General features: G+C 60.8%; 24 protein-coding genes and 1 tRNA gene. 12 read left to right on the forward strand and 13 right to left on the reverse strand.

Going from position 1 to position 26,493, the window contains the following annotated elements; all coding sequences use genetic code 11:
* Window positions 1–59: 59 nt before the first annotated feature.
* The 3 genes from PMO31116_RS13155 to PMO31116_RS13165 all read left to right on the forward strand — a co-directional run bounded on the left by PMO31116_RS13155 (window position 60) and on the right by PMO31116_RS13165 (window position 2,045).
* On the forward strand, window positions 60–728 hold the full coding sequence (locus PMO31116_RS13155; RefSeq protein ID WP_150567108.1) for a hypothetical protein: 669 nt from the start codon (window positions 60–62) through the stop codon (window positions 726–728).
* A gap of 457 nt (window positions 729–1,185) precedes the next feature.
* Complete coding sequence (rpsU, locus tag PMO31116_RS13160; RefSeq protein ID WP_010806331.1) at window positions 1,186–1,398, forward strand: 30S ribosomal protein S21; 213 nt, start codon at window positions 1,186–1,188, stop codon at window positions 1,396–1,398.
* Between the two features lie 173 nt (window positions 1,399–1,571).
* Window positions 1,572–2,045, forward strand: coding sequence for a WbuC family cupin fold metalloprotein (locus tag PMO31116_RS13165; RefSeq protein WP_150567109.1), 474 nt, complete (start codon window positions 1,572–1,574; stop codon window positions 2,043–2,045).
* A gap of 109 nt (window positions 2,046–2,154) precedes the next feature.
* On the opposite strand, the gene PMO31116_RS13170 is transcribed toward PMO31116_RS13165, so the two are convergent.
* Together PMO31116_RS13170 and PMO31116_RS24075 are read right to left on the reverse strand one after the other, a co-directional pair.
* Window positions 2,155–2,634 (reverse strand): hypothetical protein, encoded by a 480-nt coding sequence (locus PMO31116_RS13170; protein WP_150567110.1) that lies wholly within the window; start codon window positions 2,632–2,634, stop codon window positions 2,155–2,157.
* 415 nt (window positions 2,635–3,049) lie between these two features.
* Complete coding sequence (locus PMO31116_RS24075; protein WP_023871762.1) at window positions 3,050–3,913, reverse strand: CsgG/HfaB family protein; 864 nt, start codon at window positions 3,911–3,913, stop codon at window positions 3,050–3,052.
* Window positions 3,914–4,678: 765 nt separating this feature from the next.
* On the opposite strand from PMO31116_RS24075, the gene PMO31116_RS13180 reads away from it, so the two are divergent.
* A complete protein-coding gene (locus PMO31116_RS13180; protein WP_150567111.1) occupies window positions 4,679–5,506 on the forward strand; it encodes a DUF5677 domain-containing protein in 828 nt (275 codons plus the stop codon).
* Between the two features lie 147 nt (window positions 5,507–5,653).
* On the opposite strand, the gene PMO31116_RS13185 is transcribed toward PMO31116_RS13180, so the two are convergent.
* The 11 genes from PMO31116_RS13185 to PMO31116_RS13235 all read right to left on the reverse strand — a co-directional run bounded on the left by PMO31116_RS13185 (window position 5,654) and on the right by PMO31116_RS13235 (window position 17,784).
* Window positions 5,654–7,207, reverse strand: coding sequence for a tetratricopeptide repeat protein (locus PMO31116_RS13185; protein WP_150567112.1), 1,554 nt, complete (start codon window positions 7,205–7,207; stop codon window positions 5,654–5,656).
* Window positions 7,200–8,225, reverse strand: coding sequence for a protein kinase domain-containing protein (locus PMO31116_RS13190; protein WP_150567113.1), 1,026 nt, complete (start codon window positions 8,223–8,225; stop codon window positions 7,200–7,202). The genes PMO31116_RS13185 and PMO31116_RS13190 overlap by 8 nt, the downstream gene beginning before the upstream one ends.
* A gap of 783 nt (window positions 8,226–9,008) precedes the next feature.
* Window positions 9,009–11,813: a toprim domain-containing protein gene (locus PMO31116_RS13195; RefSeq protein WP_150567114.1), complete on the reverse strand. Its 2,805-nt coding sequence runs from the start codon at window positions 11,811–11,813 to the stop codon at window positions 9,009–9,011.
* Window positions 11,814–11,821: 8 nt separating this feature from the next.
* Window positions 11,822–12,172, reverse strand: coding sequence for a DUF1484 family protein (locus PMO31116_RS13200; RefSeq protein ID WP_174971271.1), 351 nt, complete (start codon window positions 12,170–12,172; stop codon window positions 11,822–11,824).
* Window positions 12,165–12,341 (reverse strand): hypothetical protein, encoded by a 177-nt coding sequence (locus PMO31116_RS23710; RefSeq protein ID WP_174971315.1) that lies wholly within the window; start codon window positions 12,339–12,341, stop codon window positions 12,165–12,167. The genes PMO31116_RS13200 and PMO31116_RS23710 overlap by 8 nt, the downstream gene beginning before the upstream one ends.
* Before the next feature lie 349 nt (window positions 12,342–12,690).
* Window positions 12,691–13,167: an Ogr/Delta-like zinc finger protein gene (locus PMO31116_RS24345; RefSeq protein WP_343038614.1), complete on the reverse strand. Its 477-nt coding sequence runs from the start codon at window positions 13,165–13,167 to the stop codon at window positions 12,691–12,693.
* Window positions 13,168–13,188: 21 nt separating this feature from the next.
* Entirely contained in the window at window positions 13,189–13,914 is a 726-nt protein-coding gene (locus tag PMO31116_RS13210) for a hypothetical protein (protein WP_150567117.1), read from the reverse strand.
* A gap of 8 nt (window positions 13,915–13,922) precedes the next feature.
* Window positions 13,923–14,096 (reverse strand): helix-turn-helix transcriptional regulator, encoded by a 174-nt coding sequence (locus PMO31116_RS13215; RefSeq protein ID WP_240756006.1) that lies wholly within the window; start codon window positions 14,094–14,096, stop codon window positions 13,923–13,925.
* Window positions 14,097–15,285: 1,189 nt separating this feature from the next.
* Entirely contained in the window at window positions 15,286–16,131 is an 846-nt protein-coding gene (locus PMO31116_RS13225) for a MarR family transcriptional regulator (RefSeq protein ID WP_150567119.1), read from the reverse strand.
* 194 nt (window positions 16,132–16,325) lie between these two features.
* A complete protein-coding gene (locus PMO31116_RS13230; RefSeq protein WP_150567120.1) occupies window positions 16,326–17,546 on the reverse strand; it encodes a tyrosine-type recombinase/integrase in 1,221 nt (406 codons plus the stop codon).
* A gap of 163 nt (window positions 17,547–17,709) precedes the next feature.
* A tRNA-Arg gene (locus PMO31116_RS13235) sits at window positions 17,710–17,784 on the reverse strand.
* A 565-nt stretch (window positions 17,785–18,349) separates the two neighbouring features.
* Between PMO31116_RS13235 and PMO31116_RS13240 the strand changes: the two genes are divergently transcribed.
* From PMO31116_RS13240 to PMO31116_RS13275, 8 genes are all read left to right on the forward strand, one after another.
* The gene (locus PMO31116_RS13240; protein WP_246185275.1) at window positions 18,350–19,525 is read left to right on the forward strand and encodes a porin; all 1,176 of its coding nucleotides are present in this window, start codon (window positions 18,350–18,352) and stop codon (window positions 19,523–19,525) included.
* Window positions 19,526–19,804: 279 nt separating this feature from the next.
* Window positions 19,805–20,605 (forward strand): GntR family transcriptional regulator, encoded by an 801-nt coding sequence (locus PMO31116_RS13245; protein ID WP_150567121.1) that lies wholly within the window; start codon window positions 19,805–19,807, stop codon window positions 20,603–20,605.
* A gap of 20 nt (window positions 20,606–20,625) precedes the next feature.
* The gene (locus PMO31116_RS13250; RefSeq protein ID WP_023595244.1) at window positions 20,626–21,837 is read left to right on the forward strand and encodes an ABC transporter substrate-binding protein; all 1,212 of its coding nucleotides are present in this window, start codon (window positions 20,626–20,628) and stop codon (window positions 21,835–21,837) included.
* 4 nt (window positions 21,838–21,841) lie between these two features.
* Complete coding sequence (locus tag PMO31116_RS13255) at window positions 21,842–22,714, forward strand: branched-chain amino acid ABC transporter permease (RefSeq protein ID WP_150567122.1); 873 nt, start codon at window positions 21,842–21,844, stop codon at window positions 22,712–22,714.
* A 22-nt stretch (window positions 22,715–22,736) separates the two neighbouring features.
* On the forward strand, window positions 22,737–23,762 hold the full coding sequence (locus PMO31116_RS13260) for a branched-chain amino acid ABC transporter permease (protein WP_150567123.1): 1,026 nt from the start codon (window positions 22,737–22,739) through the stop codon (window positions 23,760–23,762).
* Window positions 23,755–24,513 carry an ABC transporter ATP-binding protein gene (locus PMO31116_RS13265; protein WP_023595247.1) on the forward strand — a complete coding sequence of 253 codons (759 nt, stop codon included), beginning with the start codon at window positions 23,755–23,757 and terminating at the stop codon, window positions 24,511–24,513. The genes PMO31116_RS13260 and PMO31116_RS13265 overlap by 8 nt, the downstream gene beginning before the upstream one ends.
* On the forward strand, window positions 24,510–25,220 hold the full coding sequence (locus tag PMO31116_RS13270; protein WP_150567124.1) for an ABC transporter ATP-binding protein: 711 nt from the start codon (window positions 24,510–24,512) through the stop codon (window positions 25,218–25,220). The genes PMO31116_RS13265 and PMO31116_RS13270 overlap by 4 nt, the downstream gene beginning before the upstream one ends.
* Window positions 25,221–25,224: 4 nt before the next feature.
* The gene (locus PMO31116_RS13275; RefSeq protein WP_174971284.1) at window positions 25,225–26,493 is read left to right on the forward strand and encodes a 3-isopropylmalate dehydratase large subunit; all 1,269 of its coding nucleotides are present in this window, start codon (window positions 25,225–25,227) and stop codon (window positions 26,491–26,493) included.

The following is a 26,493-nucleotide window of genomic DNA, read 5'->3' on the forward strand; positions in this document are numbered from 1 at the left end:
AGCATGTGGCTTCGATCCAATCCGGGCTCGTCGCGTGACGAGGCCTTCAGGAGGCCGGCATGTCCGTAGAACAGAAGACGTCGCACCGCGGGTTCACCATCATTACCGTTCTCGAGCGCCTGTCCAGGGGCCGCGCCCGGCTCTCGGCCAAGGTGCTCGCCAGCGACGAAGACCACAAGCGTCGCCTCGGTGGCAAGAAGTTGCTCCAGGCCAAGCGCTGGTTCGATCATTTCGCCGAGGATCTGGCCGCGCCGGTGATCGCCGGACTCAAGCACACCATCGACCTCGAACTCGCGGTGGCGAAGCGTGTGCCGCAGGCCGCGCCCCGGGCTTCAGACGCCAAGGCGGGCAAGGGCGGAGCTTCGGCAAAGCCGGGGAAGGGGGTGAAGGTCGCCAAGCCCGCCAAGCCCGCCAAGCCGACAAAGGCCTCAAAGGCGGAGAAGGTCGCCAGGGCTGGAAAATCGGGCAAGACGGACGCGACGGCGAAGTCCGTGAACTCGGTGAAGCCCGAGAAAACTGCGAAGGCCAATGGCGCGTCGAAGGTCGGCGCGGCCAACGGCGCAACGCCGACCGCGGGATCCAGATCGACATCTGGCCCGGGCGCGGGCAAGCCGGGGCAGCACAAGACCGCCCCGGACCGCAAGCGAGCCGATTCGGCTTCGGCAGCCCCCATCGGTTCGCCGGCACCGACGCCCGTCAGACGGGCCTCGGCGCGCAACTCCGGTTGACGTGCCACGGCGGATTGCCGTGGTGGTGGGTGTGCGCTACAAGTTCCAAGCCGCATTTTGTGCGGCCTTGGCGGGCCCCCAAGCCCTGGCGTCACCCAAAATGGGTGCATTGCACGCGCGTAATGTGTATAATCTCGAGCTTGTCCAAAAATTGGGCATTGCGGGAAGTGGCGCTCACTGACGAACGATGAGATGCCGCTTCGCCATCATCAACCGTTCAGCCAGTCTGGAAGGCGCGGTGCGAGGTTCACGCGATAGTGTGCCGGGCATCGAATGCCAATCGGGAGATCGCAGAGGAGGTGAGTCGCGGTCCCGCCGGATGTGGTGTAGTGCAGTCCGTGGCAAGTCCGTTCGTCGCGCCTGGCAGGAGGTATCTCCGGCAGGGCGGGGAAGGGTGTCTTTGCGCGGTAAATTAAATATGCGGCTCGACTGAGCCGATCACTATTCGAGATATTGCATGACCAAGATCGTTATCAAAGACGGTGAACCCGTTGAAGTCGCACTGCGTCGCTTCCGTCGCGCCATCGATGGCACGGGCCTGATCAAGGAAGTCAAGGCACGCGCTGCTTACGAAAAGCCGACGGCCGAGCGCAAGCGCAAGAAGGCGGCTGCCGTGGCCCGTCTGCGCAAGCGTCTGCGCAGCCAGACCCTGAAGAAGAAGATGTACTAAGCACGCCATTGCGCCGAAGCGGCGCAATGTGTGCAAAGTGAAAAACCCGCCGAGAGGCGGGTTTTTTTATGGACCGAAGGCAGGCCTGGGGGTCGCGAGTCGATTTGCTAAACTTGTGCCCGCTGCGGCCTTGTCGCGAATGATCGGCCGCCGACTCTTCCCACGATTCCCATATGAAAACATTGACTTTTGCCGCGCTTGACGGCCTGACTCAGCAAGCCGAGCAGTCGCCTCGCGCGCGCATGAACCAGAACCTGCATGATGCGCTCGACGAGCCGATCCAGCGGCTTGCGATTGCGATGGAACCCTCGACGTATATCCGCCCGCACCTGCACCATCACACGTGGGAGTTGCTCACGTCGCTGCGTGGCCGTCATATCGTGCTGACGTTCGACGCGACGGGCGTTGTGACGGACCGTTGCATTCTCGGCGAGGACACCAGCGTGGTGGAGACGCCGCTGGGTGTGCATCACACCGTGCTGTCGCTGGACCATGGCGCCGTGATTTTCGAGGTGAAGCATGGCCCGTATCGACCATTCGTCGAAGCCGACTACGCCGCCTGGTCGGCTCCCGCCGAGACGCCGGAGGCCGTGGCATTCATGGCGTGGGTCAAGACGGCCAAAGTCGGCGAGCGCTGGGTGGCCTGATCAGCGCGTCCACCGCTGAAATTCGGTGGCCATGGCAATCAGTGCCTTGGCTGCCGCGTCGACGGAGTCGGGCCGGTGGTCGCAAGGCCACGGCAAGCCGCATCTCTGTTTATTGCCCATGCCCGTGGTACCGAATCGGGCTGCATCGCGCGGTTCGGGGTGTGACATTTGCGCGGCGGGCGTCGTCACTCGCAGGTGGGGGGGGGCTGGCTTGAGTCGACGCCGCCTGCGGACCCAACGCGCGGGCCAGCGCACCGATCGGACAATGAAGGTCCCAATCCGACACGTCGCGCGGCATGCGGGAAATCACCACCACGCGTTCCCCCATCGACCATTCGACGAGGCGGCGCACGTTCGCCGGTCCGACGAAACCTACCTTGGCGAATCGCGCGGACGCTGCTTCCAGATAGCGCAACTGACTGACGAGATCGCCGTCATGGGTGCTGCCGATGACCAACAGATGCCGGTGCAGCGTAACGCCGCCGCCGGTCCATGTCGGGAGCGCACAATCCGGGGGCGGGCTGCGGGTGTCGCCGCCCCGTGCCCAGGCATGAGCGTTGGTGTCGGGGGCGGCGCTGGTGTCGGACATCGGGACGCGTGTGGCACGCTGCGGAGGCCTCGTCATGCGAATCCTGGCATCGATCAGGGAGGGGGCGACGATTTCGGCGGGGTGGTGGCGGCATTCGGACACGGAAGCCCGACGGTACGACGCCGGCGGAGTGCGCAAGTGGCACGTCAAAAATGATAGTCCAGCAGAAGCGTCGAACCGGTCGCGCGTGTTTGCTGCCGGGGCGAATTCGTTTGCTGGACGGCGAAAAATTTGAGCGTCGATGCTGGTGCGCGGCGAGGGGCGCGGTAGGTGCGAGGGCGCGGCGCAATGGGCAGGAGACCAGATCCGCCCGGGGGGCGGGGGGGGGCGCGGCGCTTGCCGGAGGCGTTCTCGCTCAGGGCTGCGTGAGCGGCAGTCCTGAGCGAAGCGGCGGCGACCGCCGCGAAGCCGTGAATTACTTCTTGCGGCGCACGGCCTTCTTCGGGCGCGGTGCATCGTCGTCCTGCACGGTGAGCTGGCCGCCCGTGCCGAGGCCGCCGGCGACGGTCTGCTGCTTGTAGTTCTTCACGGCACGCACGACGTTGTTGTACGAGTCGGTGAAGGCGGCAACGATCACCTTGCCTTCGGCCGTGTTCGAGTAACCGCCGAGCGAGCCGCCCGCCGAGCTGCCGACGATGCGGCCGAGGGCGCCGAAGTCCATGGCGCTCGCGCTGCCTTCCGCGGCGGCGATCTGTACGCTCGAACGGTTGTCGATGACGGTCAGGAGCGTGCTGGCTTCTTTGGAGTTCATGCTGCCGGCCAACGCGCCGATGGCCGAACCGATGCCGCCCGGCAGGAGTCCGGCGATGCTGGCGCCTGCGCCGCCGGCGTTATTGTTGGTAAAGGTGATCGACGGGCTGAGTGCGTAATCGGCCGACACCATCTTGCCTTTGCCGAAGTTCGACTTGTTGCGCAGTTCCCCCGACTGCTGCAGGGCGCGTTCGCCCATGACCGTATCCATGCCGCGCCCGCGCTCGACCACAACGAAGCAGTTCGACTGTTGTACGAGCAGCTTGAGCACGGGCACGGTGGAGCCGAGCTTGTACTGGCCAGTCAGGATGCCGTACCACGGCGCCGTGGTGTCCTCGATGACGGCGAGCGTGCCCAGCGGACGGTCGCATTTCTCGAGGGTTTGATTGGCGTTTTCGGCGTTGGCGCCGCCGGCCGAACCGGTGGCGGCCGTCTTGGCGCTGCTGCTCCCCATGTTCATGGTCGAGCACCCGGCCATGATGCCGGCCGCGACGAGCAGGCCGGAAATTTTTGCGAGATGGTGTGCCATTTTCCTAGTCTTCAGATTGTTGTTCTGGAAATTCGCGGCGCTGCCTTGCCCCGCATGCAGGGCGTTTCGGTCAGGTCGGTGACGCCGCCGTCTGTCAGGAGTCAAAAATCAGGAGTGAGAAGCAAATTACAATAGGACTCCTACGCTGAAATGCCTCGTAAGAACATTCCGCGCCGCATGCTAGCACGCACTTCAAACGCGCATTACCTATTAAAAATCATGGGGATTACGAAAGGATTAGTGCAGCGTCTTTCGATGGATGAGGTAAGGATTAGGTGGAAACCATCAGAATTGGCGAGGCGAATCCGTCGTTCGTATGCCGAACGACCTTGAGGCAAACCGATAAACGGTCAACGCGGGAAGACGGGGTATGTCCGCAATGGGGGGAAGGACCGGGGACTGAATGGCAAGAGGCGAATGCAAGCCGAATCGCCGCCGAAAACATCGGGGCATGGGGAGCCTCGTGGCAAAACCGTATCGGCGGGACTTGCCGATTTGCCGCGGCCAAGGCAGAAAGCCTTGCTTTTTGGTCCCCCGACAGAAAACACATTTCAATTTTAGTTTGTTGAATTTTATATGCTTTCTAATCTATGTTAAATATTTGTACCCCCAAAAGTACCCCCAGAGCTCCGGTCTGATTGGTCGCGTTGTGATTTTGGGGCTGGTAAGCTTTGGGTCAATTTGTCGAAAGCCTGGTGACCGTTCGTCGATTTGGGCTTTTGGCGACCAGAACCGTCGCGCATTGGACCAGGAAGCGCTAAACATATGGACAGCGTAGAAGAACTAGAATCCGATCCGCCTCTCCATGAGTGGCCTGAATGGGATTGGTTTGATCAAATAACCGATCTTTTGAAGCGAACGGTGCGAAGTATTTGCGATCGAGATATGAGCACACCGGCTCCTTTGTACCCGCTCCTAGATTCGATTGATGAATCCGCCGACTCATTGGCTATGTTGATACGACTTCAGAGATTGCGCGATTCCTACGTGCTGTCAAGGGTGATATACGAGACGGCTGTCAACGTGTGCTTCTTGTTGGTGGATCCGGGGCCACTATCAGAGCGCGCCTATTCCCACGCACGACAAAAGTCACTTCGCAATCTCACGCGTGCGATTAAGGTCGCTGGAACCCTCATATTTAAGTTTGAGCCGGAAGGAGCGAAGCAGTTCTTGAATCAGTCAACGCACAAGACTTGGCTGACTGAATTCACTTCAAAATCTGGTCGGGAAATTACGTCTTGGACGCCGGAGAATGTCCAGCAGCGCTTGGACGCGATTTATTTGAAATTTGGAGAGAGCAAGACGCGAGGGCTAGCGTTCGGATTGCTAATTTATCGAAACGCCTCCGAGATTGCGCACGGAACGTTGTTTGGGACGTTGTTTTCGTGGGGAGCGATGGAGGTTGGACATCCACTTTGCTCGAAGGACGACATTGGGAAATTTAGGCGGAAAGAGCTTCGCCATATGATGAAATTAGTTTCCTATTCGCTCGAATCTCTAATTCGAGTCGTAAGTTCAGTAATGGATGAGCCCGATGTGGATGTTGCCGCAGCCAATGCCAGAACTGCATATTACGAACGGCGAGGGATGTAGGCCGCTCGCTCCGGTTCGATGTCTTTGGCTTTGATGGTCGACAGATCTGAAACGGCTGGCGTTTGACGAGGGGCCCGACGTCTGTCTGATGGGCGTTGGGCTTCTGTCAAACCTTCAGCACCTCGGGAGATGGCACAGTGAACGCCGTTACTCAACAGAATTCAGTGTGTTGCTGGCCATGTCCCACGTCCATTGTCTTTTTCGTACACGTTGCGATGCGGTCGCATCCAGCCGTCCTCGTACTCCGTCACCAACGAGCGATCGGACGACGTAGATCGCTCCTGCGCTAGGTAAATGCTGCACCTTCGCGGCCGACTCAGACACAATTGCAGATGCGTTGGGGTCGCCGGCAATGGTTGCGCATCGGGCGTAGAACGCACGCGCAAGCGCTTCAATTTCGGGAAGGTTTTTCGCCTTGGCAATACGAATACTTCGCTCATAATAGTCGCGAGCGTATTCAAGCTCTCCGGCTGCATAAGCTAATGCGCCAGCGTTCGCGAGCAATTGTGTCGAATGAGTTCGAGCCTCGGGGAGTCGTGCCAAGACTATTAGCTGGTCGAAGGCATCATCAAGATCCCCATTCTGAATTTTAGCGAACAGGAGATTTAGCCGAAGGTGAAAGCTCTCTTTTCCGTCCACCTTGATGGCTGCTTCGACAGCCTTTTGGGCTCGTTCATACTGGCCATCTAAGCTGTACAGGTAGCACAAGGCGTCGTGAGAGCGAGAACCAAAAGGTTCATCATCCACCCAGGCTAGCGCGTGGGAAATCGCCTCTTCAATTTGTAGCTTTCTGTAGGCGTTATGACTATTTGCTTCGTATGAGAGCGGTGTGCGGAGAGCGTCGTCATTGACAATTAGGCGTAACTTCGAGGCAGCCCACTCGGCTTGGGCGAGGCTATTGTCGTTGGGGTGGAGAAGGGCTTTTTGAAACAACTGTTTCGCTTTTTTATCGCCACCGTTCAGATACTCCACTGTGGCTAGCGCGCTTGCCAGTTCGCTTTGATCTCCGCCTATACGCTTCTCATCCAACAATCTCCGCAAGTTTTGTTTTACCAGACTCGAAGTACGTCCGCGGACTGTAGCGACTGCAATCTCTGACGCCTGAATCCAAGGGTCTGATTTCAATAGGGGCGTGCTGCGAAGCAAATCATGCGCAATTTCGTGCTCGCCGATGTGGAGGTAATACCGTGCCGCTGCACGAACGACAAATCTTGATTGCGGCGCCATTGCGACTGCAGCTCGGACGTATCTCAGCGCAGATTTTTCGTGTTGTTCAACCGTTAGCGCGCGTGCTACATCCATGAGTAACACCGGGTTACGGTAGTCTGCGAGAAGGTGCTTCCTGGCCTCTTTGACGAAGTCAGCGCCGGACGCTTGGACGCGCTCTTCTGCATCAGTTCCCAAGATTTTTTTCGCTGTCTTAACTAGTTGCCGACCTCCAATCTTCTCTTCGTTCGCGATGATGACATTCGCGGCCTTTCTGGCCACGTCCGCTAGGCCAGCTTCGCTAGCAAGGAACATCAGTTCCGAGGCAATGGGTACAGAGCAGTGGGAGGTGAACTCTCTCTCCTTTAGGGCGACTTCCTCGCTAAGGTCACGGCGAACGGCTGGCTTAGTTGTTTTAGCTTCATCCGTTTGGGCGGTGATGATAGACGTGCGCCACCGGGGTACGACACGTCGAGCTTCTGGACGGTTATGCATGTTTGTTCGGGCGCCGCACGCTTGCTGCCTTTTCCAATCGATCGAAGCGTGACGCATACCTTTGCAGCCACAGTAAACCACTTGCGGTAGTGGTCCCGCCGTTCGACCGTCCTCTAAGGCTCGGGGCAGGCGAGCACAGGTCACGCACGATGTCGACAAGCTCATCGCGAAATTGTGCGGGGAAGTCCCCTGACAGATCGCTTAATGCGACCGAAAACGACGCCTGAATATGAGGCAGAACTTCCTCATATGAGTTACCCCAGTTGCCCGGTCGATATGCGAGTGCAACACGTTGCATTACAAACTCGGGAAAACAGATGTTTGTGAAGGTAAAGACGACAAGACATCCCAGGTGAAATACGTCCGTGCTTAGTCTGCGCTCCACCCAATCGCTTGATGTGTGACCATATCGCTGCTCAAAGGGGGCATAATTAGTCGCTCCAGCGATAGCGAAATTATCGTGAGGGGCTGTTTTTCCTCTCAGAGATGAGCGCCCGAGGTCGGCCAGTTTCAACTTGTCCCCCTTGAACCGGAGGACGTTTGACGGTTTCAAGTCTTGGTGAGCAATTGCCTGACCGTGCAGTTGAAGCAACGCGAGTGTCGTCTGATGGAGAACGTAGAATTTCCATTGGTCGGAAACCGGCGTTGCAACATTCACGGTTCCTCGAATATCGCCGACAGCCAGTTCGAATACCAAAAAAGGTACTTGTCGAAGGACTTGGACAACGTCGGGCCCGCGCTCAATTTCCCCGGCTTCTAGCACTTCAACAACGCGGCCCAGGCGCTTCTCCTTGCACAGTTGCACGAGTTCACTTTCATGTGTAAATCCGGCGATAAGATCCATAAGCTGGCTGATGGGAAACTTCTCTATATCGAGCGCCTTGAGAAAGGCTTTCTTACCATCCTTTTCCACATAGTAGCAATCAGAGAAGTGGCCTCCGGTGTGATCGTCGGAAAACTTGGCTCTTTCTCCAATTGCCCAACCGCCAGGCGTAGTTTTCCCCGTAAGGTCAAGCATGATCGTCCCCCGTGTTCGAGTTAAATTTTCTAAAATTTGGGTCGTACCGTGTGACGTCTAACCCGTATGTCGCATAAATATCAATTGCTTCCGGCGGTCCGTCAAGACTTGGGCTACGGTGTTACGTCGAGCTTGCCGGGTACACGCTAGGAAAAAAAGCCGTGGTTTCGTGGCATGGCACAATATCCTGTATGTGATTTCAATAAAATCAAAGACTTAGCTGCCAAGAAAATGCCACGATTTTGAGTGTGGCGCGGCAAAAGTTCCGTGGCCCAAAAAATAGGCAACTCGTCAAAACCGTGGCACGTGTCAGCTCCTTCTTTTTTTCTTCTTCTCTTTCTCTTTGATTTTTAAAAGAAAAGAAGAAAGTAAGGATGGACCGGCGCAAAAGCCGGGTGTGGCAAAAGAATCCGAAACCGTGGCATTTCAGAGAAAAACCGTGGCGGGCGGTTCTAATAAATTCAATGGGTTACAGATGATTGCCACGGAACCACGGGTTTTTTCTCGCTACCTCGTACCCAGCGGATCGACGGGGGGCGGCATCGCTCGCGTGCGTATGTAGATCGAGAATGGAGGTTTGTGGCAAGGGACTTCCAATCTTGTAGTCCCTTGGCCGGGCCGCTCGAGGGAGAGGGGCCGCATCCGACTTGCGCCGGTGGCGGTCTAGCATGTGCGCACCGCAGGGAGAGGTGGTAGGGCACCGCCAGATCGGTGGTGCCTATCGAGGAAAGGGCAGAGGTGCCGCCGAGGGCGGGCCGGCTTATCAACGAAGCGCTGAGCCGGTCAATTGTTGCCGTAGTTGGCAGGCACGTCGGGCGATGCGTACAGCCCGAGCTGCTCGAGCTTCGAAAGGCGAATAGCCGTCAGGTGAGCATGCCTGCGCCCGCCGATGCGTCGCTCCACGTCGTCCATCGGTTTGCCGCCACACACCGGCACAACGTTGGACTGGAGGAGCTGCTGTTTGAAGACCCGCCCGGTCTTGATCGGCAGCGCGTCGAATTTTGCCCGCAGGTGCGGGGCCGTCGACAAGTGATCCATCACGTGATTAGGACGCAGAAATAGCGCCATTTCTCGCTTGCCATCAACCAGGATTTCGTCCCAGGCAAACGGATGCTCAAACCGCTTCGCCTCGAGCTCCGACAACAGGATCTCCATAATCCAGACCCAAGGCAGGCGCGTGCCGTTTGTGTCGGCCAGGTGCGCGTTCATCTCGGCGATGAGGTCCTCGACAAAGTGGCCCTCATCAACGTCGAGATCTGCGAATTCGCAGAGCAAGCCCCACGCCGTCATGACGGCCGTATAGTTTTCTACCATCCGCCGCGCCGTCGCGTCGCCCTTCTCGGCACGACTGCGTTGCTGAACTTGCGCAACGCACGTGGCGTGCAAATCGCGAACGCGTGCAGGTTCGAGTTCGGCAAGAAACTGCAACCACTCCCAGACCGGGAATTGCGGCAGGTTGTGCGGGATCACATCGCCTTGTTTCCCTACCGATAGCGACGTGCGGCACAGCTTGGATTGCAGGCTCTCCACATCGACCTCTTCTCCGGCTAGCAGCACGGGCGCGCACATCAAGTATGGCGTTAGCGAACTGCCAACACGTGTGAACTCGAAACGGTAGGTCGATTGCAGCAAGCCATCGATGTCGGTCAGGATGGACTTGGGCAACTTGGAAAACTCGTCCCACCCGACCGGATGAGATGTCCATGAAACCGACGCACGGCGGCGGTGGTCGGTCTTGAGCATCTGACCGGACAGCACCTGAAACGCCAATGTCGCTTGCAGGCTTTCCAGCAGTTTCGACTTTCCGGAACCCTTTTCAGCTTGCATCTGCAAATGCGGGTAGAAGCCGAGCACCGCCTTGAGGTGTGCGCCAAGCGCCCACACAAGAGCTGTGGCGGCCGCGTTGCTCTTGAACGTCTTCTGATATGCCCGAATCACTTCGCGGGCGTTATGGGCCGATCCTCGCGGGAAGATCATGTTCGCATACAGACACTGCTTTTGCGGCTCGACAAAGTAGCAGTCGCCGCCCTGCATCGCGGCGAGTTGGCCATCGCGCCACGCAACGCCGACAAAGTTCACCACGTCGCGGGCCTGCAAGTCCGCCGCGCGCTCGAAGATGTTGACCATGCGGCTGAATTGCGCGGGCAACCAAATCGCGCCGAACTGACTGCGCCACCACTCCAGGTTGTATAGCTTGTCGTTACCGACTACCTGTCGTTGTAGTGTCAAGCCGTGACGGGGTACCTGTGCGCTGATGCCGAACACCGTCTCGGGTTGATTGTCCGGTGTGCCGTTGATCGTGGCCAGGTGGCTCTGAATGCGCAAACGGGAAATGCTGGCGACGCGGAATGAACACAGGTCGGCGAATTCTTCGCTTCGGTCACGCGGGTTTTCTTCCTCATCGGCTTCTTTCCACTTGCTGACATATCGCGTGTGGTCATCAGAGACGCGGAAGCGCCAATACACACCAAAATCGTGCGACGGCAGGAAGATGCGGCGAGTGCCCGAGAGGCGTTCGCCGCCACCCGGCATGCCGGGGATCATCCATGCCTCGAGGCGACGCAGCCGTGCAGATAGTGCGTCTGCGCCATGCTTCTTGAGCACATCGTTGATGTCCTCGCCTTCCTCCCATTCCTGCATGTCGACAAAGAGCGAGCCGATGTCCATAGCGGTAAGCGTGTCAGACAAATGCCACGCCGCTGTGAGGCCAGCGCGAGTACCGGTCCTCTCGTTGATGGCATCGGTGTGATCGAGCGCGATGCGCACGTGCCGCTTGCCTTTGAGGAACGACCAGTCGATCTTTTCGGCGTTGCTGGTGCCGCGCAAGGCGAACGCTGCGACCTTGCCCGGCAGGGAGCAGCACTCCACCGACAGAGCATTGATGGGGCTCTCAACGATATACACCGTATCGGCACGCTGGAGCCGAGCCGGGTCGCTAGTCCAGCCGTAGCCGAGTTTGGTCCCGTGGCATTGTGTTTTGACGCCTCCATTGAGCTCTGGATCTGCGTAGCGCATGTCAATGGCGACGACGCGCGACGTATCGAGCGCGCGCACGACAAATGCAGCGGCGGGACCGCCGTGGCTCTTCTCGCCGGGAGGCACGCTCTTGTTATGCCATGTGTTCCAGCCGAGGCTTTCGCATTTGATTGCGTGCCGGATAACCGATTCGTCAATGCCTCTGCCGCTCAGGTATGCCACAACGGGATCTGGCGTGGCCAAGACATTCTTGGCGATGTAATCCTCCTTGCTCTCGAGGGCAGCGGGTTTCGGTTCACACGACTTCGGCAGCGGGATGCCCTGCATTTCACTGAGCAGTTTTGCAGCGTCCATGACAGACTCCACGCCGGGCGCGAAGTGAATGAGAAAGTCGATGCAACTGCCGCCGCGATCCGCCGACCAGTCTTTGAATGCGCGCCCGTCATCGAAGACTGAGACAGAGGCATTGCGGTCGTCGTGATGTGGGCTGTGGTAGTTACCCTTGGCGCCGTCGCGGCGAAGGCCGAGTTTCTCGGCCAATTCGTTGATGTCGACCAGACGTTTGACGTCTCGAAACCACGCGGCCATTGCATTGTCGTTCGTGTGTTGCATGGCTTGCCTCAAAGCATCGTCGAAATGTTGTGGAACGACTCGTCCAACTGGCGCTTGAGGGGCGCGAGCAGGGCGTGCAGTCCATCTGGATCAACCGGCTTGCGATCTGCGCCAGCGAGGTAGAGCAGCTTGAGAAAGGTCTCTAGGCCGGAACTGACGGTGTAGAGGTCGATGACGGTTTGTTGAAGCGTCGCCTCGAGCCCCTCGCCCATCGTCGCCAGCTCGGACTGAATCTCATGAGCCGCCTGGATCGAGCGTTTGCGGCCATCGGAGAGGAACCAGCGCAGATCGTTGAGCTTCCTCCGATGGAGGTCGAGCGCAAGATGGCAAGCGAAGTCGGTGGGCATCGGCTTAGCCATGACGCACCTCCGTTTCGACAACGCGGGCGATTGCGACGAGTGCCTCACCAACGGCATCGAGCGACGCGTTATCGGTCGGTGCATTGACGGCCGCGCGCAATGCGGCGCGAGCGATGGACAGGATTTCAGTGAGGGCGGATTGCTCGTGACGAGCGACGGCATTAGCCATTGCGGGCTCCTTGGGGTAATTGGAGGCCCGCCGCTCATTTCCACGTGAGGGGTGGCGGGCCCGACAGCGGGGGTGGAAAACCGGTACCCAAGGAAACCGGCCAGCCCGAAGGCTGCCCCGCCCGGCCCGCCATAGAAGAGATAGGCATGCGCGAACGCAACGGACGAAAAAAATGCCGCGAAGCGGCTGTCCGCCTTGGAGTAGTTCGGGTTTCCACACCCGGCCACCGTTGTCTCGGCAGCAAGAGAATTGTTGGTCATCTTTACATCAAAGTCAAGCGAACGCAGCGGCTCGCAAGTTCACAGAAGAGAAGAGAGCGGCCCGCCTATTAACGGCGGGCTACTCAGTTTCAGGCGCTCATCGGTTCCGAACGGTCGGTCCCGCCTGCCAACTGCTTCGCGACGTCCGGGTTCGGGGTACTGCTGGGCGACAACGTTCGAACGACTTCCACTAGGCTCATGAATGTGTGACCGCATTCGAGTTTGGTGCACTGGCAGTACAACTCCCGCGTCACGCGCGACAGTGGTCGGCTTGAGCGAATATGCGCTCGTGAGTCGCAGTGAGGGCAGACCAATTTCATTGTGATGCTCCGTCGGAATTGTTTGCTCGGCCTATGCGGCGCGGAGCCGCATTGCCGGGCTAGCAGTCGGTGGTGATTCGGTAGTCCTGCTGACCGTTGCTCGTGAAAATTTCTACGCGCTCCGACGGGCGTCCCAATGAGACAGAGAAGCGATGCCCGCATGATCCATTCATGCATCGGAACGTTGCTTCGCCGGTCGTGTTGGGAAGTGCGCGGTACGACTCGGCTGGCGTTTCCGCGTGGCATTTCGGGCAGTCTGCGATCATGTCATCGTCCTCCTTGTGTGGCTGCAATGCGGGCATCGTTAGCAACGGCACGCTGGTTTTCTACGCTGAGCCGATATCTCATGCTTGGCGACATGGTGTCGTACCGTTCGCGACCCATTGGACGGGCTACGGTATCAACGACAGTGTCTTGCTTTGCGTCATCGGCCGTTGCGTCGTAGGTGCGTTCAATGACACTGAAGACCTCGCGTAGCATCGCTTCTTTCAGCGAGACCAGTCCGTTCATGGCCCAAGATGCCCCTGGGCCGTCCAGGCGCATTCTGCGTTCAACTAGGGCCATGGCGTGAATCACGGGCTGCAAGTTCTCGGGAAGTGCAGCGAGTTGCTCGTCGCGGCGTGTCGCAACGATGTTCGCGAAACACTCGCGCTCGTCCTTCTTCGCGTCGCCTGCTTCTACCTTCGCTAAGGCAAACAAGGCCTCGACCTCTGCTGCGATCGATCGGTAGTCCTCTGCAAGCGTGTAAGCCGCGCGCTCTTGAGCCTTCAGCTCGTGAATCTTTTTGGGCGACGGGTTGCCGTCGCGGATCAGTGCTTTCACTGACTCCCGAGCGGAATTTGCTTCGGCATCAGCGGCGGATGCCGCCTTTCGATGCGTTTCGAGTTCCGCTGCAAGTCGGTCGGCATCGTCTCGCAATTTCTCGAATGCGACGCACGCTTCGGCATGCTTGGTAATTGCCGCTTTGACGGTTGGTGAGTGTTCGGTAGTCATATCGATTCTCAAAGTTGACGCGCCGCGATGCGGGCCTCCATCCAATGGCGAATTTCACTGGCGAGCCAGGCGACGTTCTTTCCTGTCAGTGGTACTGGCTTCGGAAAGTCGCCACGACGAACACCGTCATAAACGGTGGACATCGGTAGGCCGCAGACGGCCATGACTTCGGGCAGTCGCATGAATCGTTCGGGCTCGGATTGCCCTGCATGATTCAAGCGGATGCCGGGTGTTTCGCAATGGCTAGATGTCCCTGCGTGCGAACGTGACATCGGGTTTCCTCGTTGGTTTGGGGGTGAGCGACTAAGCTCGGTATTGCTCGCTGGCGCTCAATGGCGCTCGGTACTGCTCGGAGCAATCCCAGTGTCGGACGCCAGACTTGAGATGCACAACCGCTTGATGTTGTATACGGTGCCTGCACAACAAAAGGGGCCGAGGAGAGGGGGGCGAACGGCATGTACCTCCGATGTGCGGCATCGCGGCGATGGATCGGCGTCCTTGTCGGCCAGTCGTGCCCGGAGTTCCCGATGAGGGGACGCCTGATGGAGTGGCCGGGCACGCGGTCACCGTCGTCTCTCTGGTGATAGCGGCATTGAACGGCTGCCTAGGAATCGGGCGATTCGACATGCGACATCTCCTGTGCGTAGAAACACGATACGGGGGGCTACGGCGGGCTGGGCCAGAGATGCATGGTGCCAGTCGAGCGCGGCGGCTCAGGCCGACACGTGACGCGCTGGGTGGTTTGGTTAGGCGTTCGTTGTAATGCCCTTTGTCGCCCTAAACCCAGCGCGCGCAGTCATGACCCCGCCACGCCTGCGCACTTAATGCATCACTTTTTATGCACTCGTCCGGAGGCCGCTGAGGCCCGCCTGTATTGGCGGGACGGGGCGTTTCCGGGTGCATGAAACGTGTGCACTTTCATGCGCCAAGCTCACGCACTGCTGCGTCGCTTGGCTGTGCGCCCTTGATCTGGCGCGTCTGCGTGGTAATTGAGCGGGTCCGCGATCCAGGCATGGACCTGGCTGAAGTCGTAGAGGGTGCAGCGCTCAGTGAGGCGAATCGGCGCGGGGGCTTTTCCCTCTAAAGTCAGTAGACGCCATTTTTCGCGTCCAACGCCAACAAAAGGGGCGATGTCAGCCCAGCGACCACGGCCCGTAGCCGGAAGCTGAAGAGTGGAGGAGGGGGTGGCGTGGGTGCGGGAGCGGATAGTCATCTGCGGGAACATGTAGCCCCATACGGGCGTTTTCCAAAATCGATGACTTGAGCCTAAGTTATCAACAGCACATCAACAGAAACCGAATAGCCCAGGCCTATTGCGTGGGCGTCGGCTGCATGTTGCTAAATACGGGGTGAAACTTGCGAAACACCGTATCAACGGCGTTTGTAATGCCAAACGGATGTGACGCTACCGCCAATGCGTTCTTGGCTCTCCGCCTTCTTGATTAGAGTGCTGATGCGCTGGGGAGTGATTCCGTACGAAGCTGCGAGTTCTGCAACTTTCGCGCCTCCTCTGCGAGCTTCGAGAAGTACTTGTAAGTCCTGACGTGTCCAATGACGCCCGTTGCGGCTGCCCGGAGAAAGCAATATCCGCGTGGGCGAATCTTGAGCGGCGGCATTACGCTGGGCTGATGCGCCGGACAGTTGATCGCGAAGCGTAGCGATTTCTGCTGTGGCCGTGGCTAACTCGTGGGTGAGTCGCTTCACCTCGAGCTCCATAGCTTGGAGCCGCGAATGTGCGGCATGCGCGCCGGAATTATTTTCTCGTGATCGAACGGCGTGCCATTCATCTTGCCAAAACGACGGAACGTCGTCGTCATTAGTGAATCTGGAAAACCACTCTACCGTGATATCGGCGCCGTGGTCCAAGACGAAGCGCCAGAACTCGTCTTTTCCGAAGTACAAGCGATTTCCTATGCGATAGGCTGCTGCATCGACGGGGTGGCAGCTCCCTGGCTCCGCAATCGCTCGCAGAACTGTCTCCAGCGTAATTTCCGGGAATTCTGGACTGCCGGCGAACACACCAAAACCTATGCCATAGGGTGTCGGTGTTTCAGACTGTGGGTCGTAAATGGTGAGGTGCAAGTGCGCTTCTTTTTCAAGTAGCCAGCGCGCAGCAAAATGCTCGGGAACCTGCTCTACCATTGCCAAAAGTTCTAACGCGGACATCAACGAAACGTATTCGATGGCGACTCTGTTGTACTCGTCATTGATTCCCATACTCGACCTTTACCATGATCTGCTTTTGCGAAAGCCGTGTGTGATGGTTCGCTGCGTCTCCAATCGCAGCGCTCTACGCGGGTTCGCGGTGTCTAGAGATGTGTCAACCTAGCGAGAGAGCCGTTACGTGTCGGTGACTGGGGTTGTTGCGGCGGGCAGGCATCCGATGAAATTGCAGCACGCAGACAGTGCGGTTATGCGGCAGTTTCGAACTTGCCAGGTATTACCTTCACCCTTTTTCGAGCTGCGTCTATGTAATCCGCCCAGTGCTGCATCATTTTGCGACGATCTTGAAGGTACTCCGCATGCACATATGCCGCGGTCACTTGATTTCTCTCGGCGTGTGCAAGTTGTCGGTCCACCAAGTCGCGTGTGTATCCCATCTCTCGGAGGGTCGTCGCGGCTAGGCCGCGAAAGCCGTGGCCGGTCATCCGTGATTTGTAGCCCATCCGATATAGGGCGTAAAGCATGGTGTTGTTAGATATTGGCTTGCGACCTTGTGGGCTGTGAAAGACAAACTCTCTCGCCCCGTTGATTTGACGAAGTTGCTCTAGAACGCTCATAGCTTGCCGACTCAGTGGCACAATATGTGGCGTTCTCATCTTCATGCGTGACGCTGGGATGCGCCACTCTTTGGCATCTTCGTCGAATTCCTGCCACGTCGCCCCGATCAATTCTGCTGTTCGGACGAAAGTCAAGGCCATAAGCTCGAGCGCAAGGCGAGTGACCGGCTCGCCTTCGTAAGTGGCGATGTCCCGCATTAGTGTCGGGAGTTCGAAGGGTCTAATGCGTGCCATGTGCTGCACTGCGGGTCCTTTTTTGAGGATTACCTGTGCGTCCACGTCACTGGCTGGGTTGCGCGCACATCGACCTGTCATGATCCCGTACTGGAACACCGCGCGTGTGCGCTGGAGTATTCGTTTCGCAGTCTCGCGCACACCCCGTGCCTCGACCGCTCGCAGCACACCGACGAGCGTGTGTGCCTCAATGTCAGCGATAGGCATGTCTCCTAGAGTCGGGAAAACGTCTCCCTCGAGAGAGCCGATGACTTTCTCTGCGTATCCGGCGCTCCAACCTCCGCGTTGACTCTCGAACCACTCGCGCGCGACCGCCTCGAATGACGTTGCGGCATTGAGCAGAGCTAGTCGTTTTACCTCCTTTCGGTGGGCGCTCGGGTCAGCGCCTTGCGCGAGGCTGTCCCTCGCTTCTTCCTTCTTTTTGCGTGCGGCGGCGAGGCTGACTTCGGGATATACGCCCAACGCTAGCAGTTTCTCCTTGCCGCCGTGTCGGTACTTTAGACGCCAGTACTTTTGATTTGCGGGAGTAACCAGTAGAAACAAGCCGCCGCCGTCAAATAGCTTATACGCTTTGTCCGAAGGCCTTGCGTTCTTGATGGCAATGTCTGTTAGGGCCATTGGGGGTATCTCGTGGCTCGGGGTATTTTGTACCCCCAAAGGTACCCCCAATGTACCCCCGCTGTCGATGGGCAATCACGGCTGTCCGTGGGCATAAAAAAACCGCGAAGCCTTGAGCTGTCGCGGTTTTGTGGGCAATGCTGGGAATCGTTAGGCAGTAAGCTGGTCCCCCCGACAGGAATCGAACCTGTATCTAGCGCTTAGGAGGCACTCGTTCTATCCATTGAACTACAGGGAGGGAGCGGACGCGATCCGCTCAGAAGGGGCAGAGTATAGCAAAAACGCCCGGCAAGAAGGAATGCTTCCCGATTTGCCGGTCGTCAAGTCGGTTCAGGCAAATCAGTGCCCGCTCGCGCTGCCTCCCGACACCTCCCGACACCAAGCCTGGCTCGGGAATTTCCCGATGGAACAACCGTCTTCGGCATTTGTTCCATTGACGCTACATATTGGTCCTCCTAGAGTCATCGCCATGATGACTCGTCTCCCATCCCCCTGCGTGTTGGCGCGCGTTTCGAAGCGTGCGTCGTATCGCGTCCTGCGCGAGTAGTCCGTCGCACCCCCAACGCGTAGCGCCGCGACCGGTTTCGCTTCGCGTGATTTTCCCCTGTCGCCCCATGCCTGACGACGCGCCCGCCGACTGCGCGTCGAGGTGTCGTGCGCCCTGACGTCCGAGCCTCCCGCAACGCCGCATCGGCTTGCAACGAGGCTCCGGCGTCCGGCGCCGAGGGGAGGCTGTTTTTCCGAATCGCAGCAAACCCAAAGCCCGAAGTCCTCACGCCCTTCAAGCCAAGACCATAAGACTCATGAAGACCACTCAACGCAAAACACTGAAATCGATGACCCTCGCCAGTGCCGCGCTGGCGCTGACGGCCGCCGCGACATCCGCGCTCGCGCAATCGAGCGTCACGCTCTACGGCCTGATCGAAGGTGCTGTCGTCTCGCAGAATCACGCCAGCCCTGACGGCGGCCGCGTCTATTCGCTGAACCAGTCCGGCGAGGGCTTCCTGTCGGCCAGCCGTTTCGGCCTCCAGGGCATCGAGGACCTCGGCGGCGGCATGAAGGCGCGCTTCGTGCTCGAAAACGGCTTCAATTCGCAAGCCGGAACGTTCGATCAACAGGGGCAACTCTTCGGACGCCAGGCCTTCGTCGCATTGCAAGGCGGCTGGGGTGAACTCGCATTCGGGCGTCAATACACGGGCGCCGTCGTCGCGATCTCCATGGTCGATCCGATCTTCATCGGTGCGCCGCCCACCAACTCGTGGCTCGTTTTCCTTACCGGCCAGCGCTATAACAACGCGCTCACCTGGACGAAAAAATTCGGCCCCTTCGGCATGAACCTGCAATACGCCTTCGGCGGCATCGCAGGGCAGGGCTCCGCGCGCTCGTCGGCCTCGGGCGGGGTGTCCTGGGAACAGAACGGCAACGTCTTCACCGGACAGTTGCAGCAGACGCACGACTCTCAGAGCCGTACCGCGAAAACCTGGTCGCTCGGCGCCAAGGTCAGCTACGGACAATGGAAATTCCACGCCGACTACCTGCAAAGCCAGCGCGACCCCGGGTTCGACGTAACCAACGGCGGCGTTGACTACGCGTCGATCACCAACATGAGCACCGCCGCAACGCCCACCACCGTGGCGGCCATCGGCTCGGTCTTCTCCGCCGCCCGACGCGATCAGTTCTTCACGCTCGGGGCGAGTTACCTGCTCAATCCGTCGTGGCAATTCATCGCCGCCTACATGTACGACAACACCAGTGCCGTGAACTTCAGCGGCAAGCGCCAAACGCTTTACGGCGTCATCGACTACTTCCTCTCGAAGCGCACCGACGTCTATTTTGCGACCGCTTACGAACGCGTCGACGGCGGCTGGGCGGGGCTGTTCGGCACGTCCACCACCAACTGGACCGGCGGCAACGGCGTGAAGCTCAACGGATACGATAACCAGATGAGCTATTACGTCGGCTTGCGTCACCGCTTCTGAGCGGCCGCCGGGCGCCGCGGGTCGTACGCTCGACGCCCGTCCTGCGCACGGGCGAGCAGCACGCCACGCGAGCCCGATATCGCCGCCGCAAACGCGTGCCGCGCAGCTCACGAGCCATGCTGCGCGGCACCGTGAAGGTCCTTGTTCCGCCTGGGCTTGAAGCGCCTCCGCGCATCGCCGGAAAATCCTCGCACAGGGCTTAGGTGTTTTCCCGATGGGACATTTTGTCCGTTTATTTGTTCTATTGACCGGACATTATGACACTTCCAGAATCGTCGCATGGATACCCCACTACCGCTGCCGAAGTACCACCAGATCTACCTCGTGTTGCGCGAGCAACTTCAGGAGGGACGTTTCGATCGCGACGGCGTGCCCGGCGAGCACCTGCTGGCCGATCAGTTCAGTGTGGCGCGCATTACGATCCGCAAGGCGATGGAGATGCTCGTGGCCGATGGGCTCGTGGTGCGCCGCCCCGGGCTGGGGACGTGGCCGCTGCATGCCGGACAACGCACCGGCGGCGGCAAGGGCCCCGGTATCTCGCGTGAGAAGGCGCATCTGACCGGTCTGCTCGAGAACATCGTCAACATGGGCCTGCGCACGAACGTAGCCGTGCTCGAATCGTCTGTGGTCGGTGCGAGCGACGCCGTGGCGGAGGCGCTCGCGCTCACCCCCGGCGCTCCGGTCTACAAGAGTGTTCGCGTGCGCAGCACGCAAGCCGGCCCGCTGTCGTACATCACCACGCACGTGCCGAAGGACATCGCCGAGATTCGCAGCGACGACCTCGAACGCAAGCCGCTGCTCATGCTGCTCGAAGAGGCCGGCGTCGAACTCGGTGGCGCGACCCAAACCATTTCCGCGCGCCTGGCCGATGCCATCGTGGCGCGCCACCTCGACATTGCCGTCGGCTCCGCGTTGCTCGCGGTCACGCGCCTGGTGCGCGACGTCGCCGACCGCCCGGTGCAACTACTGCAAGGCCTGTATCGCCCCGATCGCTACCAGTACCAGCTTCAACTCTCGCGCGTCGGCGACATCGACGCCAAGGTCTGGGTCAGCGAAGAACTGTCTGCCCAATTCCACTGATCAAGTCCGGAGACCCACACATGAGTTCGCGTCGCACGTTCCTGCGCCAATCCACCGCCATGGCCGCCCTGGCCGCCACCTCCAGCGCGCCGTGGTTGGCGCACGCCGCCGGAAAACCCGTCAAGATCGGCGTGCTGCACCCGGTCACCGGCGCACTCGCCTATTCGGGCCAGCAGTGCCGCCTCGGCGCCTTGCTCGCCATCGAGGACATCAACGCGGCCGGCGGCATCAAGTCGCTTGGCGGCGCACCCATCGAGGCCATGCTGGGCGACGCGCAATCGCGTCCCGAAGCCGGCTCGGCCGAAGTCGAGAAGATGAACGAAGCCGGCGTGTCCGCGATCGTCGGCGCCTACGCGTCGGCGATTTGCCTGGCCACCACGCAAACGGCCGCGAAGTACGGCCTGCCGCACGTGGTCGATGTCGGCGTCGCGGATCAGATCGTCGAGCGCGGGCTGACCAACACGTTCCGTTTCGGCCCTGGGTATCGCATGTGTTCGATGCGCGCGGTCGACGATCTCGCCGCGCTGAACAACGCGGCAGGCAAGCCGGCGAAGACCGTGATGATCGTGCACGAGGAATCGCTCTTCGGCACCGGCACGGCGGCGCTGTTACAGAAGGAACTTCCCGCGCGCGGCTTCGAGATCAAGGAAGTGATCAAGCACGCCAATCCGACGCGCGACTTCAACAATATCGTGCTGCGCATGCGCTCGGTCAATCCGGACATTGTGATTCCGGCGAACTACTACAACGAGTACGCCTTGCTGCTGCGCGCGATGAAGCAGCAGAAGGTGCGTCCGAAAGCCATCTACTCGGTGCTCGGTGGCGCGGCGTCGAGCTACAAGTTCCTCAAGGAGTTTCCGGACATCGCCGACGGCATCATCGACTGCAACCACTGGTTCAACCCGAAGGACCCGCGCGTGGCGACGCTCAAGAAGCGTACAGAAGCGAAGGGCGCCTACTTCAGCTATGAAGTGTTCATGACGTACACGGCCATGATGCTGCTCGCCGACGCGATCGAGCGTGCGAAATCAGTGGACCGCGCGGCCATTACGGCGGCGCTCGCGTCGAGCACGTTCAAGGATCACCTGATGCCTTACGGCCCGACGAAGTTCGAGAAGGGCCAGAACCTGGGGGCCCAGCCACTGCTCACGCAGGTCTCGGGCGGCGACATCAAGGTCATTCTGCCGGACAGCTACCGTCAGGTCGCGCCGGTCTTCCCCCTCAAGGCCTGACGCGATGTTCGACCCGGTCATTCTCCTGTCGGCCGTGCTCAACGGCCTGACGACCGGCGCGGTCTATGCGCTCATCGCGCTGGGCCTCACGCTGGTCTACGGCGTGCTGCACATCATCAACTTCGCGCACGGCGCGGCGTTGATGGTGGCGCTGTACGCGGTCTGGCTGCTCAAGGAAAAGCTCGGCATCGACCCGTACGTCGCGCTGCCGTTTGTCACGATGGGCATGTTCGCACTGGGCTACGCACTGCAGCGCGTGGTGATCGAGCGCGCAAGCCACGGCAAGGACGAGAACATTCTGCTGGTCACGCTCGGCCTGGCCATCGTGCTGGAGAACCTCGCCCTCGTGTGGTTCAAGTCCGACACCCATACGATCGACACGCCGTACACACTGGCCACGGTCGACGTTGGCCCCGTCATGCTCGCCGTGCCGAAGCTGATCGCATTTGGTGGGGCGCTCGCCGCGGCGGCCGTGCTGTTCTGGATCATGCGCGCCACCGATCTGGGCCGCGCGATTCGGGCCGTCGCCAAGGAAAAGCATGGCGCGAAGCTCATGGGCATTGACGTGGAGCGGGTGTACGCCCTGTCGTTCGGGATCGGCATGGCATGCGTGGGCGCGGCGGCGTGCTTTCTCATGCCGGCGTACTACGTGAACCCGCAGGTCGGTGGCGGTTTCGTGCTGGTGGCCTTCACCATCGTCGTGCTGGGCGGCATGGGGAGCTTCGTGGGCGCGCTGGTAGGCGGTTTGCTCATCGGCGTGGTCGAGTCGCTCGGCGGGCTGTGGCTCGGCGATTCGCTCGGGCAGATGGGCATCTTCGCCATTTTCATCATCGTCGTGCTGCTGCGTCCGCAGGGGCTGTTCGGTGCACGGGCATGAACCGGGGGAGCAGGAGCCAACGATGAAAGATCTTCGAATGATTGTGCTGTTCGGCGTGGCGATGGCCGCGCTGCTGCTCACGTTGCAGTCGGGCGTGTGGCTATCGTTCCTGATGATGACGTTTTACGCCGTGCTGCTCTCGCAGTCGTGGAACATGCTCGGCGGGTTCGGCGGCCAGTTGTCGTTCGGCCACGCGCTGTTCTTCGGCGTGGGGGCGTACGCCCAGGCCATTGCGCAGTTGCAATGGGGCTGGAACCCGTGGCTCGCCATGCCGTTCGCGATAGCGATGGGCACGGCGGTTGCCGTGGCGCTCGGCGCGGTGACGTTTCGTTATGGCCTGAAGGGGTCGTATTTCGCACTGGTTACGCTGGCCTTTGCCGAGGTGTTCCGCATTCTGGCCGTGTCGCTGCCCTTTACCGGCGCGGGTGTGGGCCTGATGGTGCCGCTGCGCCAGGGCGTGGGTAATTTGCAGTTTGCTTCCCCGCGCGGTTATGCGGCGTTGCTGCTGGTGTTCGTGATGGCGGCGCTACTGGTGACGGCCTGGTTGCGGCACTCGCGTTTTGGGGCGTGGCTGCAGGCCGTGCGCGACAACGAGAATGCGGCCCGCGCCGTGGGCGTGAACCCGCTGCGCGTGAAGCTGGGTGCGATTGCGCTGTCGGGCGGCTTCATGGCGGCGGCGGGCATGTGCTACGTGCAAATGTTCCAGTACATCGACGCCGGCATCGCGTTCGGCTCGACCATCTCGGTCGAGGCGCTGGTGGGTGCCATTGTCGGCGGGCTCGGCACGCTGTGGGGCCCGGTGCTCGGCGCGGCCGTCCTCTACGCGCTGGGTGAATTTACGCGCAACCTGTTCGGCGAATTGCCCGGCCTGTCGATGGTGATCTACGGCGCCGTACTCATCCTGATCGTGATGTTCCTGCCGCGCGGCATGACGGGCGCCGGGGCATCGATCCGACGCGTGCTCGGCATGGAACGCAAGGTCGTGGCGCAGGGAACTGCGGCGGACGAGACGCGTAACGCATCGCGTGAGGAGAACGCCCGTGTCTGACATTCTTCTGAAGGCCGAAGGCCTGTCCATTACGTTCGGCGGCCTGAAGGCGGTGCAGGACGTGAGCTTGTCCGTCAGGGCCGGCACGCTGACCGCCCTCGTCGGTCCGAACGGCGCGGGCAAGACCACACTGTTCGGTTTGCTGTCCGGCTTTCTGACGCCGGGCGCCGGACGCGTGGAGTTCCAGGGGCGCGACATCACCGGGCAGGCACCGTACGAGACGGCGCGCCAGGGGCTCACCCGCACGTTCCAGATCGTGCAGCCGTTCGGGGCGCAGACCGTGCGCGAGAACATCGCCGTGGGCGCCCATCTGCATCTGCGAGAGCGCCGCGCCGCGCTGCGCGACGCGGAGGAAATCGCCTACCGAACCAATTTGCAGGCGCAGCTCGACAAGCCGGCGGCGGACCTCACCGTGTGCGGACGCAAGCGGCTTGAGCTCGCGCGCGCGCTGGCCACCCGCCCGCGCCTGTTGTTGCTCGACGAAGTGCTCGCGGGGCTCAATCCAAGCGAGATCGACGAAATGATTCCCGTGGTGCGCGATATCGCCGCGAGCGGCGTGACGGTGCTGATGATCGAGCACGTCATGCGCGCCGTGATGAGCCTGGCCGAGCACGTCTGGGTGCTCGCGCAGGGCAAGCTGATCGCGTCGGGCACGCCTCGCGAGGTGACGACCGACCCCGCCGTGATCGAGGCCTATCTGGGGCATGGCACGGCGGCGCGGCTCGCTGCGCAAACCGGAGGTGCGCAATGACCCATCTGCTCGAAGTCGAAGGCCTGCGCACCGGTTACGGGCGTGTCGAGGTGTTGCGCGGTGTCGATCTCGCCGTCGGCGAAGGCGAGATCGTCGTGATGCTCGGCAGCAACGGCGCGGGCAAGTCGACGCTGAACAACACGCTGTCTGGCATCAATCCGGTCTGGGGCGGGCGGGTTCGCTTCGACGGGCACGATCTCACCGGCCGGCATTACCGCGATGTGGTCAAGGCGGGGCTGATCCAGGTGCCTGAAGGGCGCCGCATTTTCCCGAACCTGAGCGTTCGCGAGAACCTGTCGCTCGGTGCGTTTGCCCGTGCCCGCGCGTCGCGCGAACGCAGCCTGGAGAAGATGCTCGATCTGTTTCCGCGTTTGCGCGAGCGCATCGATCAGGCGGCCGGGACGATGTCCGGGGGCGAGCAGCAGATGCTTGCCATCGGCCGAGGGCTGATGGCGGAGCCGCGCCTGCTGATTCTCGACGAACCGTCGCTCGGCCTCTCGCCGCTCATGGTCGAGGAGCTTTTCTCGCTCATCGCGCGCTTGCAGCGCGAGGGCCTGTCGATCCTGCTCGTCGAGCAGAACGTGGGTCAGTCGCTCGAAACCGGGCAGCGCGGCTACGTGCTCGAGAACGGTGAGATCCGCCACAGCGGCACTTGCGCCGAGTTGCTTGCGAGCGACGATCTGCGGCGTGCGTATCTGGGAATGTAAGGGAATGACCGTGCCTCAAACTCTGACGCAAAAGCTGCTGGCTGCCGCGTGTGGCCGCGACACCGTGGCCGTGGGCGAGATCGTCACCTGCCGTGTCGATCTCGCGATGTTCCACGACTCCAGCGGTCCGCGCCGCCTGCAGCCGATGCTCGAATCACTCGGTGCGCAGCTGTGGGACAAATCGAAGGTCGTGCTCGTCATCGATCACTACGTGCCGGAATCGGACGACGAATCGCGGCGCATCGTGCGCATTGCACGCGACTGGGCGAGAGCGCAGGCACTGCCCAACGTGTACGACTCGGTAGGCATCTGTCACGTGGTGGTGCCTGAGCATGGCCACCTGCGCCCCGGCATGTTCTGCGTGGGCGGCGACTCGCATTCGCCGACCGGCGGCGCGTTCGGTGCGTACATGTTCGGCATCGGCAGCACCGAGATGCTCGGCGTGGCGGTGTCCGGCGAGATCTGGGTGAAGGTGCCCGACACGATCTGCATGCGCTGGGACGGGCGCCTCGCCGACGGCGTGAGCGCCAAGGACATGATGCTCCACATGATCGGTCGCTTCGGCATGAACGGCGGACGCTACCAGGCGATCGAGTTCTGCGGCGACGCCGTGCGCGCCCTGTCGATGCAGGAGCGCATGACGCTCTCGAACATGAGCGCCGAGCTTGGCTCGCAGGTGGGACTGATCGCGCCCGACGAGACGACCGTGGATTATCTGCGTTCGGTCGGCGTGACGGATCCCATCGACATCGCGCGCTGGCAAGGCGACGCCGATGCGCCAGCCGAACTGCATGTGTTCGACGCCGGATCGCTCGCCCCGCAGGTGGCGGCGCCGCATAGTCCGGCCAACACGCGCGCCATCGGCGAGTTCGCCGACGTTGCGGTCGACGTGGCCTATCTTGGTGCGTGCACCGGGGCGAAGCTCGACGACCTGCGGGCCGCCGCCCGCGTGCTCAAGGGCCGCAAGGTCGCCAGGGGCATGCGCTTCGTGGTGGCACCGGCGTCGGCGCGCGATCAGGCGCAGGCCGCGCGCGAAGGCGTGATGGACGTGCTCGTGCAGGCAGGTGCCCAGGTGCTCGCCAATACGTGCGGCGCCTGCGCGGGCTACGGCGGGTCGATTCCCGAAGGCGCGACCGTGCTCTCGAGCACGGCGCGCAACTTCAAGGGACGTATGGGTTCGGAGACGGCCCAGGTCTATCTGGGCTCCCCCTATGCGGTGGCCGCCGCCGCGCTCACCGGTCGCATCGCGGACCCGCGCGAACTGCTGGCGTGA

Source organism: Pandoraea morbifera, from assembly GCF_902459575.1.
Taxonomy (GTDB): domain Bacteria; phylum Pseudomonadota; class Gammaproteobacteria; order Burkholderiales; family Burkholderiaceae; genus Pandoraea; species Pandoraea morbifera.

Excerpts from the sequence above, each read along its gene's own strand:
- PMO31116_RS13215 (WP_240756006.1), bottom strand. The coding sequence starts at position 14,096 with ATGCGACTGCCCGAAGTCATGGCCGTCTGCGGCCTACCGATGTCCACC.
- PMO31116_RS13250 (WP_023595244.1), top strand. The coding sequence starts at position 20,626 with ATGAGTTCGCGTCGCACGTTCCTGCGCCAATCCACCGCCATGGCCGCC.
- PMO31116_RS13170 (WP_150567110.1), bottom strand. The coding sequence starts at position 2,634 with ATGTCCGACACCAGCGCCGCCCCCGACACCAACGCTCATGCCTGGGCA.
- PMO31116_RS13210 (WP_150567117.1), bottom strand. The coding sequence starts at position 13,914 with ATGACTACCGAACACTCACCAACCGTCAAAGCGGCAATTACCAAGCAT.
- PMO31116_RS13165 (WP_150567109.1), top strand. The coding sequence starts at position 1,572 with ATGAAAACATTGACTTTTGCCGCGCTTGACGGCCTGACTCAGCAAGCC.
- PMO31116_RS24345 (WP_343038614.1), bottom strand. The coding sequence starts at position 13,167 with ATGCCACGCGGAAACGCCAGCCGAGTCGTACCGCGCACTTCCCAACAC.
- PMO31116_RS13225 (WP_150567119.1), bottom strand. The coding sequence starts at position 16,131 with ATGGGAATCAATGACGAGTACAACAGAGTCGCCATCGAATACGTTTCG.
- PMO31116_RS13270 (WP_150567124.1), top strand. The coding sequence starts at position 24,510 with ATGACCCATCTGCTCGAAGTCGAAGGCCTGCGCACCGGTTACGGGCGT.
- PMO31116_RS13180 (WP_150567111.1), top strand. The coding sequence starts at position 4,679 with ATGGACAGCGTAGAAGAACTAGAATCCGATCCGCCTCTCCATGAGTGG.
- PMO31116_RS13275 (WP_174971284.1), top strand. The coding sequence starts at position 25,225 with ATGACCGTGCCTCAAACTCTGACGCAAAAGCTGCTGGCTGCCGCGTGT.
- PMO31116_RS13255 (WP_150567122.1), top strand. The coding sequence starts at position 21,842 with ATGTTCGACCCGGTCATTCTCCTGTCGGCCGTGCTCAACGGCCTGACG.
- PMO31116_RS13240 (WP_246185275.1), top strand. The coding sequence starts at position 18,350 with ATGAAGACCACTCAACGCAAAACACTGAAATCGATGACCCTCGCCAGT.
- PMO31116_RS13245 (WP_150567121.1), top strand. The coding sequence starts at position 19,805 with ATGGATACCCCACTACCGCTGCCGAAGTACCACCAGATCTACCTCGTG.
- PMO31116_RS24075 (WP_023871762.1), bottom strand. The coding sequence starts at position 3,913 with ATGGCACACCATCTCGCAAAAATTTCCGGCCTGCTCGTCGCGGCCGGC.
- PMO31116_RS13200 (WP_174971271.1), bottom strand. The coding sequence starts at position 12,172 with ATGGCTAAGCCGATGCCCACCGACTTCGCTTGCCATCTTGCGCTCGAC.
- PMO31116_RS13185 (WP_150567112.1), bottom strand. The coding sequence starts at position 7,207 with ATGCATAACCGTCCAGAAGCTCGACGTGTCGTACCCCGGTGGCGCACG.
- PMO31116_RS13260 (WP_150567123.1), top strand. The coding sequence starts at position 22,737 with ATGAAAGATCTTCGAATGATTGTGCTGTTCGGCGTGGCGATGGCCGCG.
- PMO31116_RS13155 (WP_150567108.1), top strand. The coding sequence starts at position 60 with ATGTCCGTAGAACAGAAGACGTCGCACCGCGGGTTCACCATCATTACC.
- rpsU (WP_010806331.1), top strand. The coding sequence starts at position 1,186 with ATGACCAAGATCGTTATCAAAGACGGTGAACCCGTTGAAGTCGCACTG.
- PMO31116_RS13230 (WP_150567120.1), bottom strand. The coding sequence starts at position 17,546 with ATGGCCCTAACAGACATTGCCATCAAGAACGCAAGGCCTTCGGACAAA.
- PMO31116_RS13190 (WP_150567113.1), bottom strand. The coding sequence starts at position 8,225 with ATGCTTGACCTTACGGGGAAAACTACGCCTGGCGGTTGGGCAATTGGA.
- PMO31116_RS23710 (WP_174971315.1), bottom strand. The coding sequence starts at position 12,341 with ATGGCTAATGCCGTCGCTCGTCACGAGCAATCCGCCCTCACTGAAATC.
- PMO31116_RS13195 (WP_150567114.1), bottom strand. The coding sequence starts at position 11,813 with ATGCAACACACGAACGACAATGCAATGGCCGCGTGGTTTCGAGACGTC.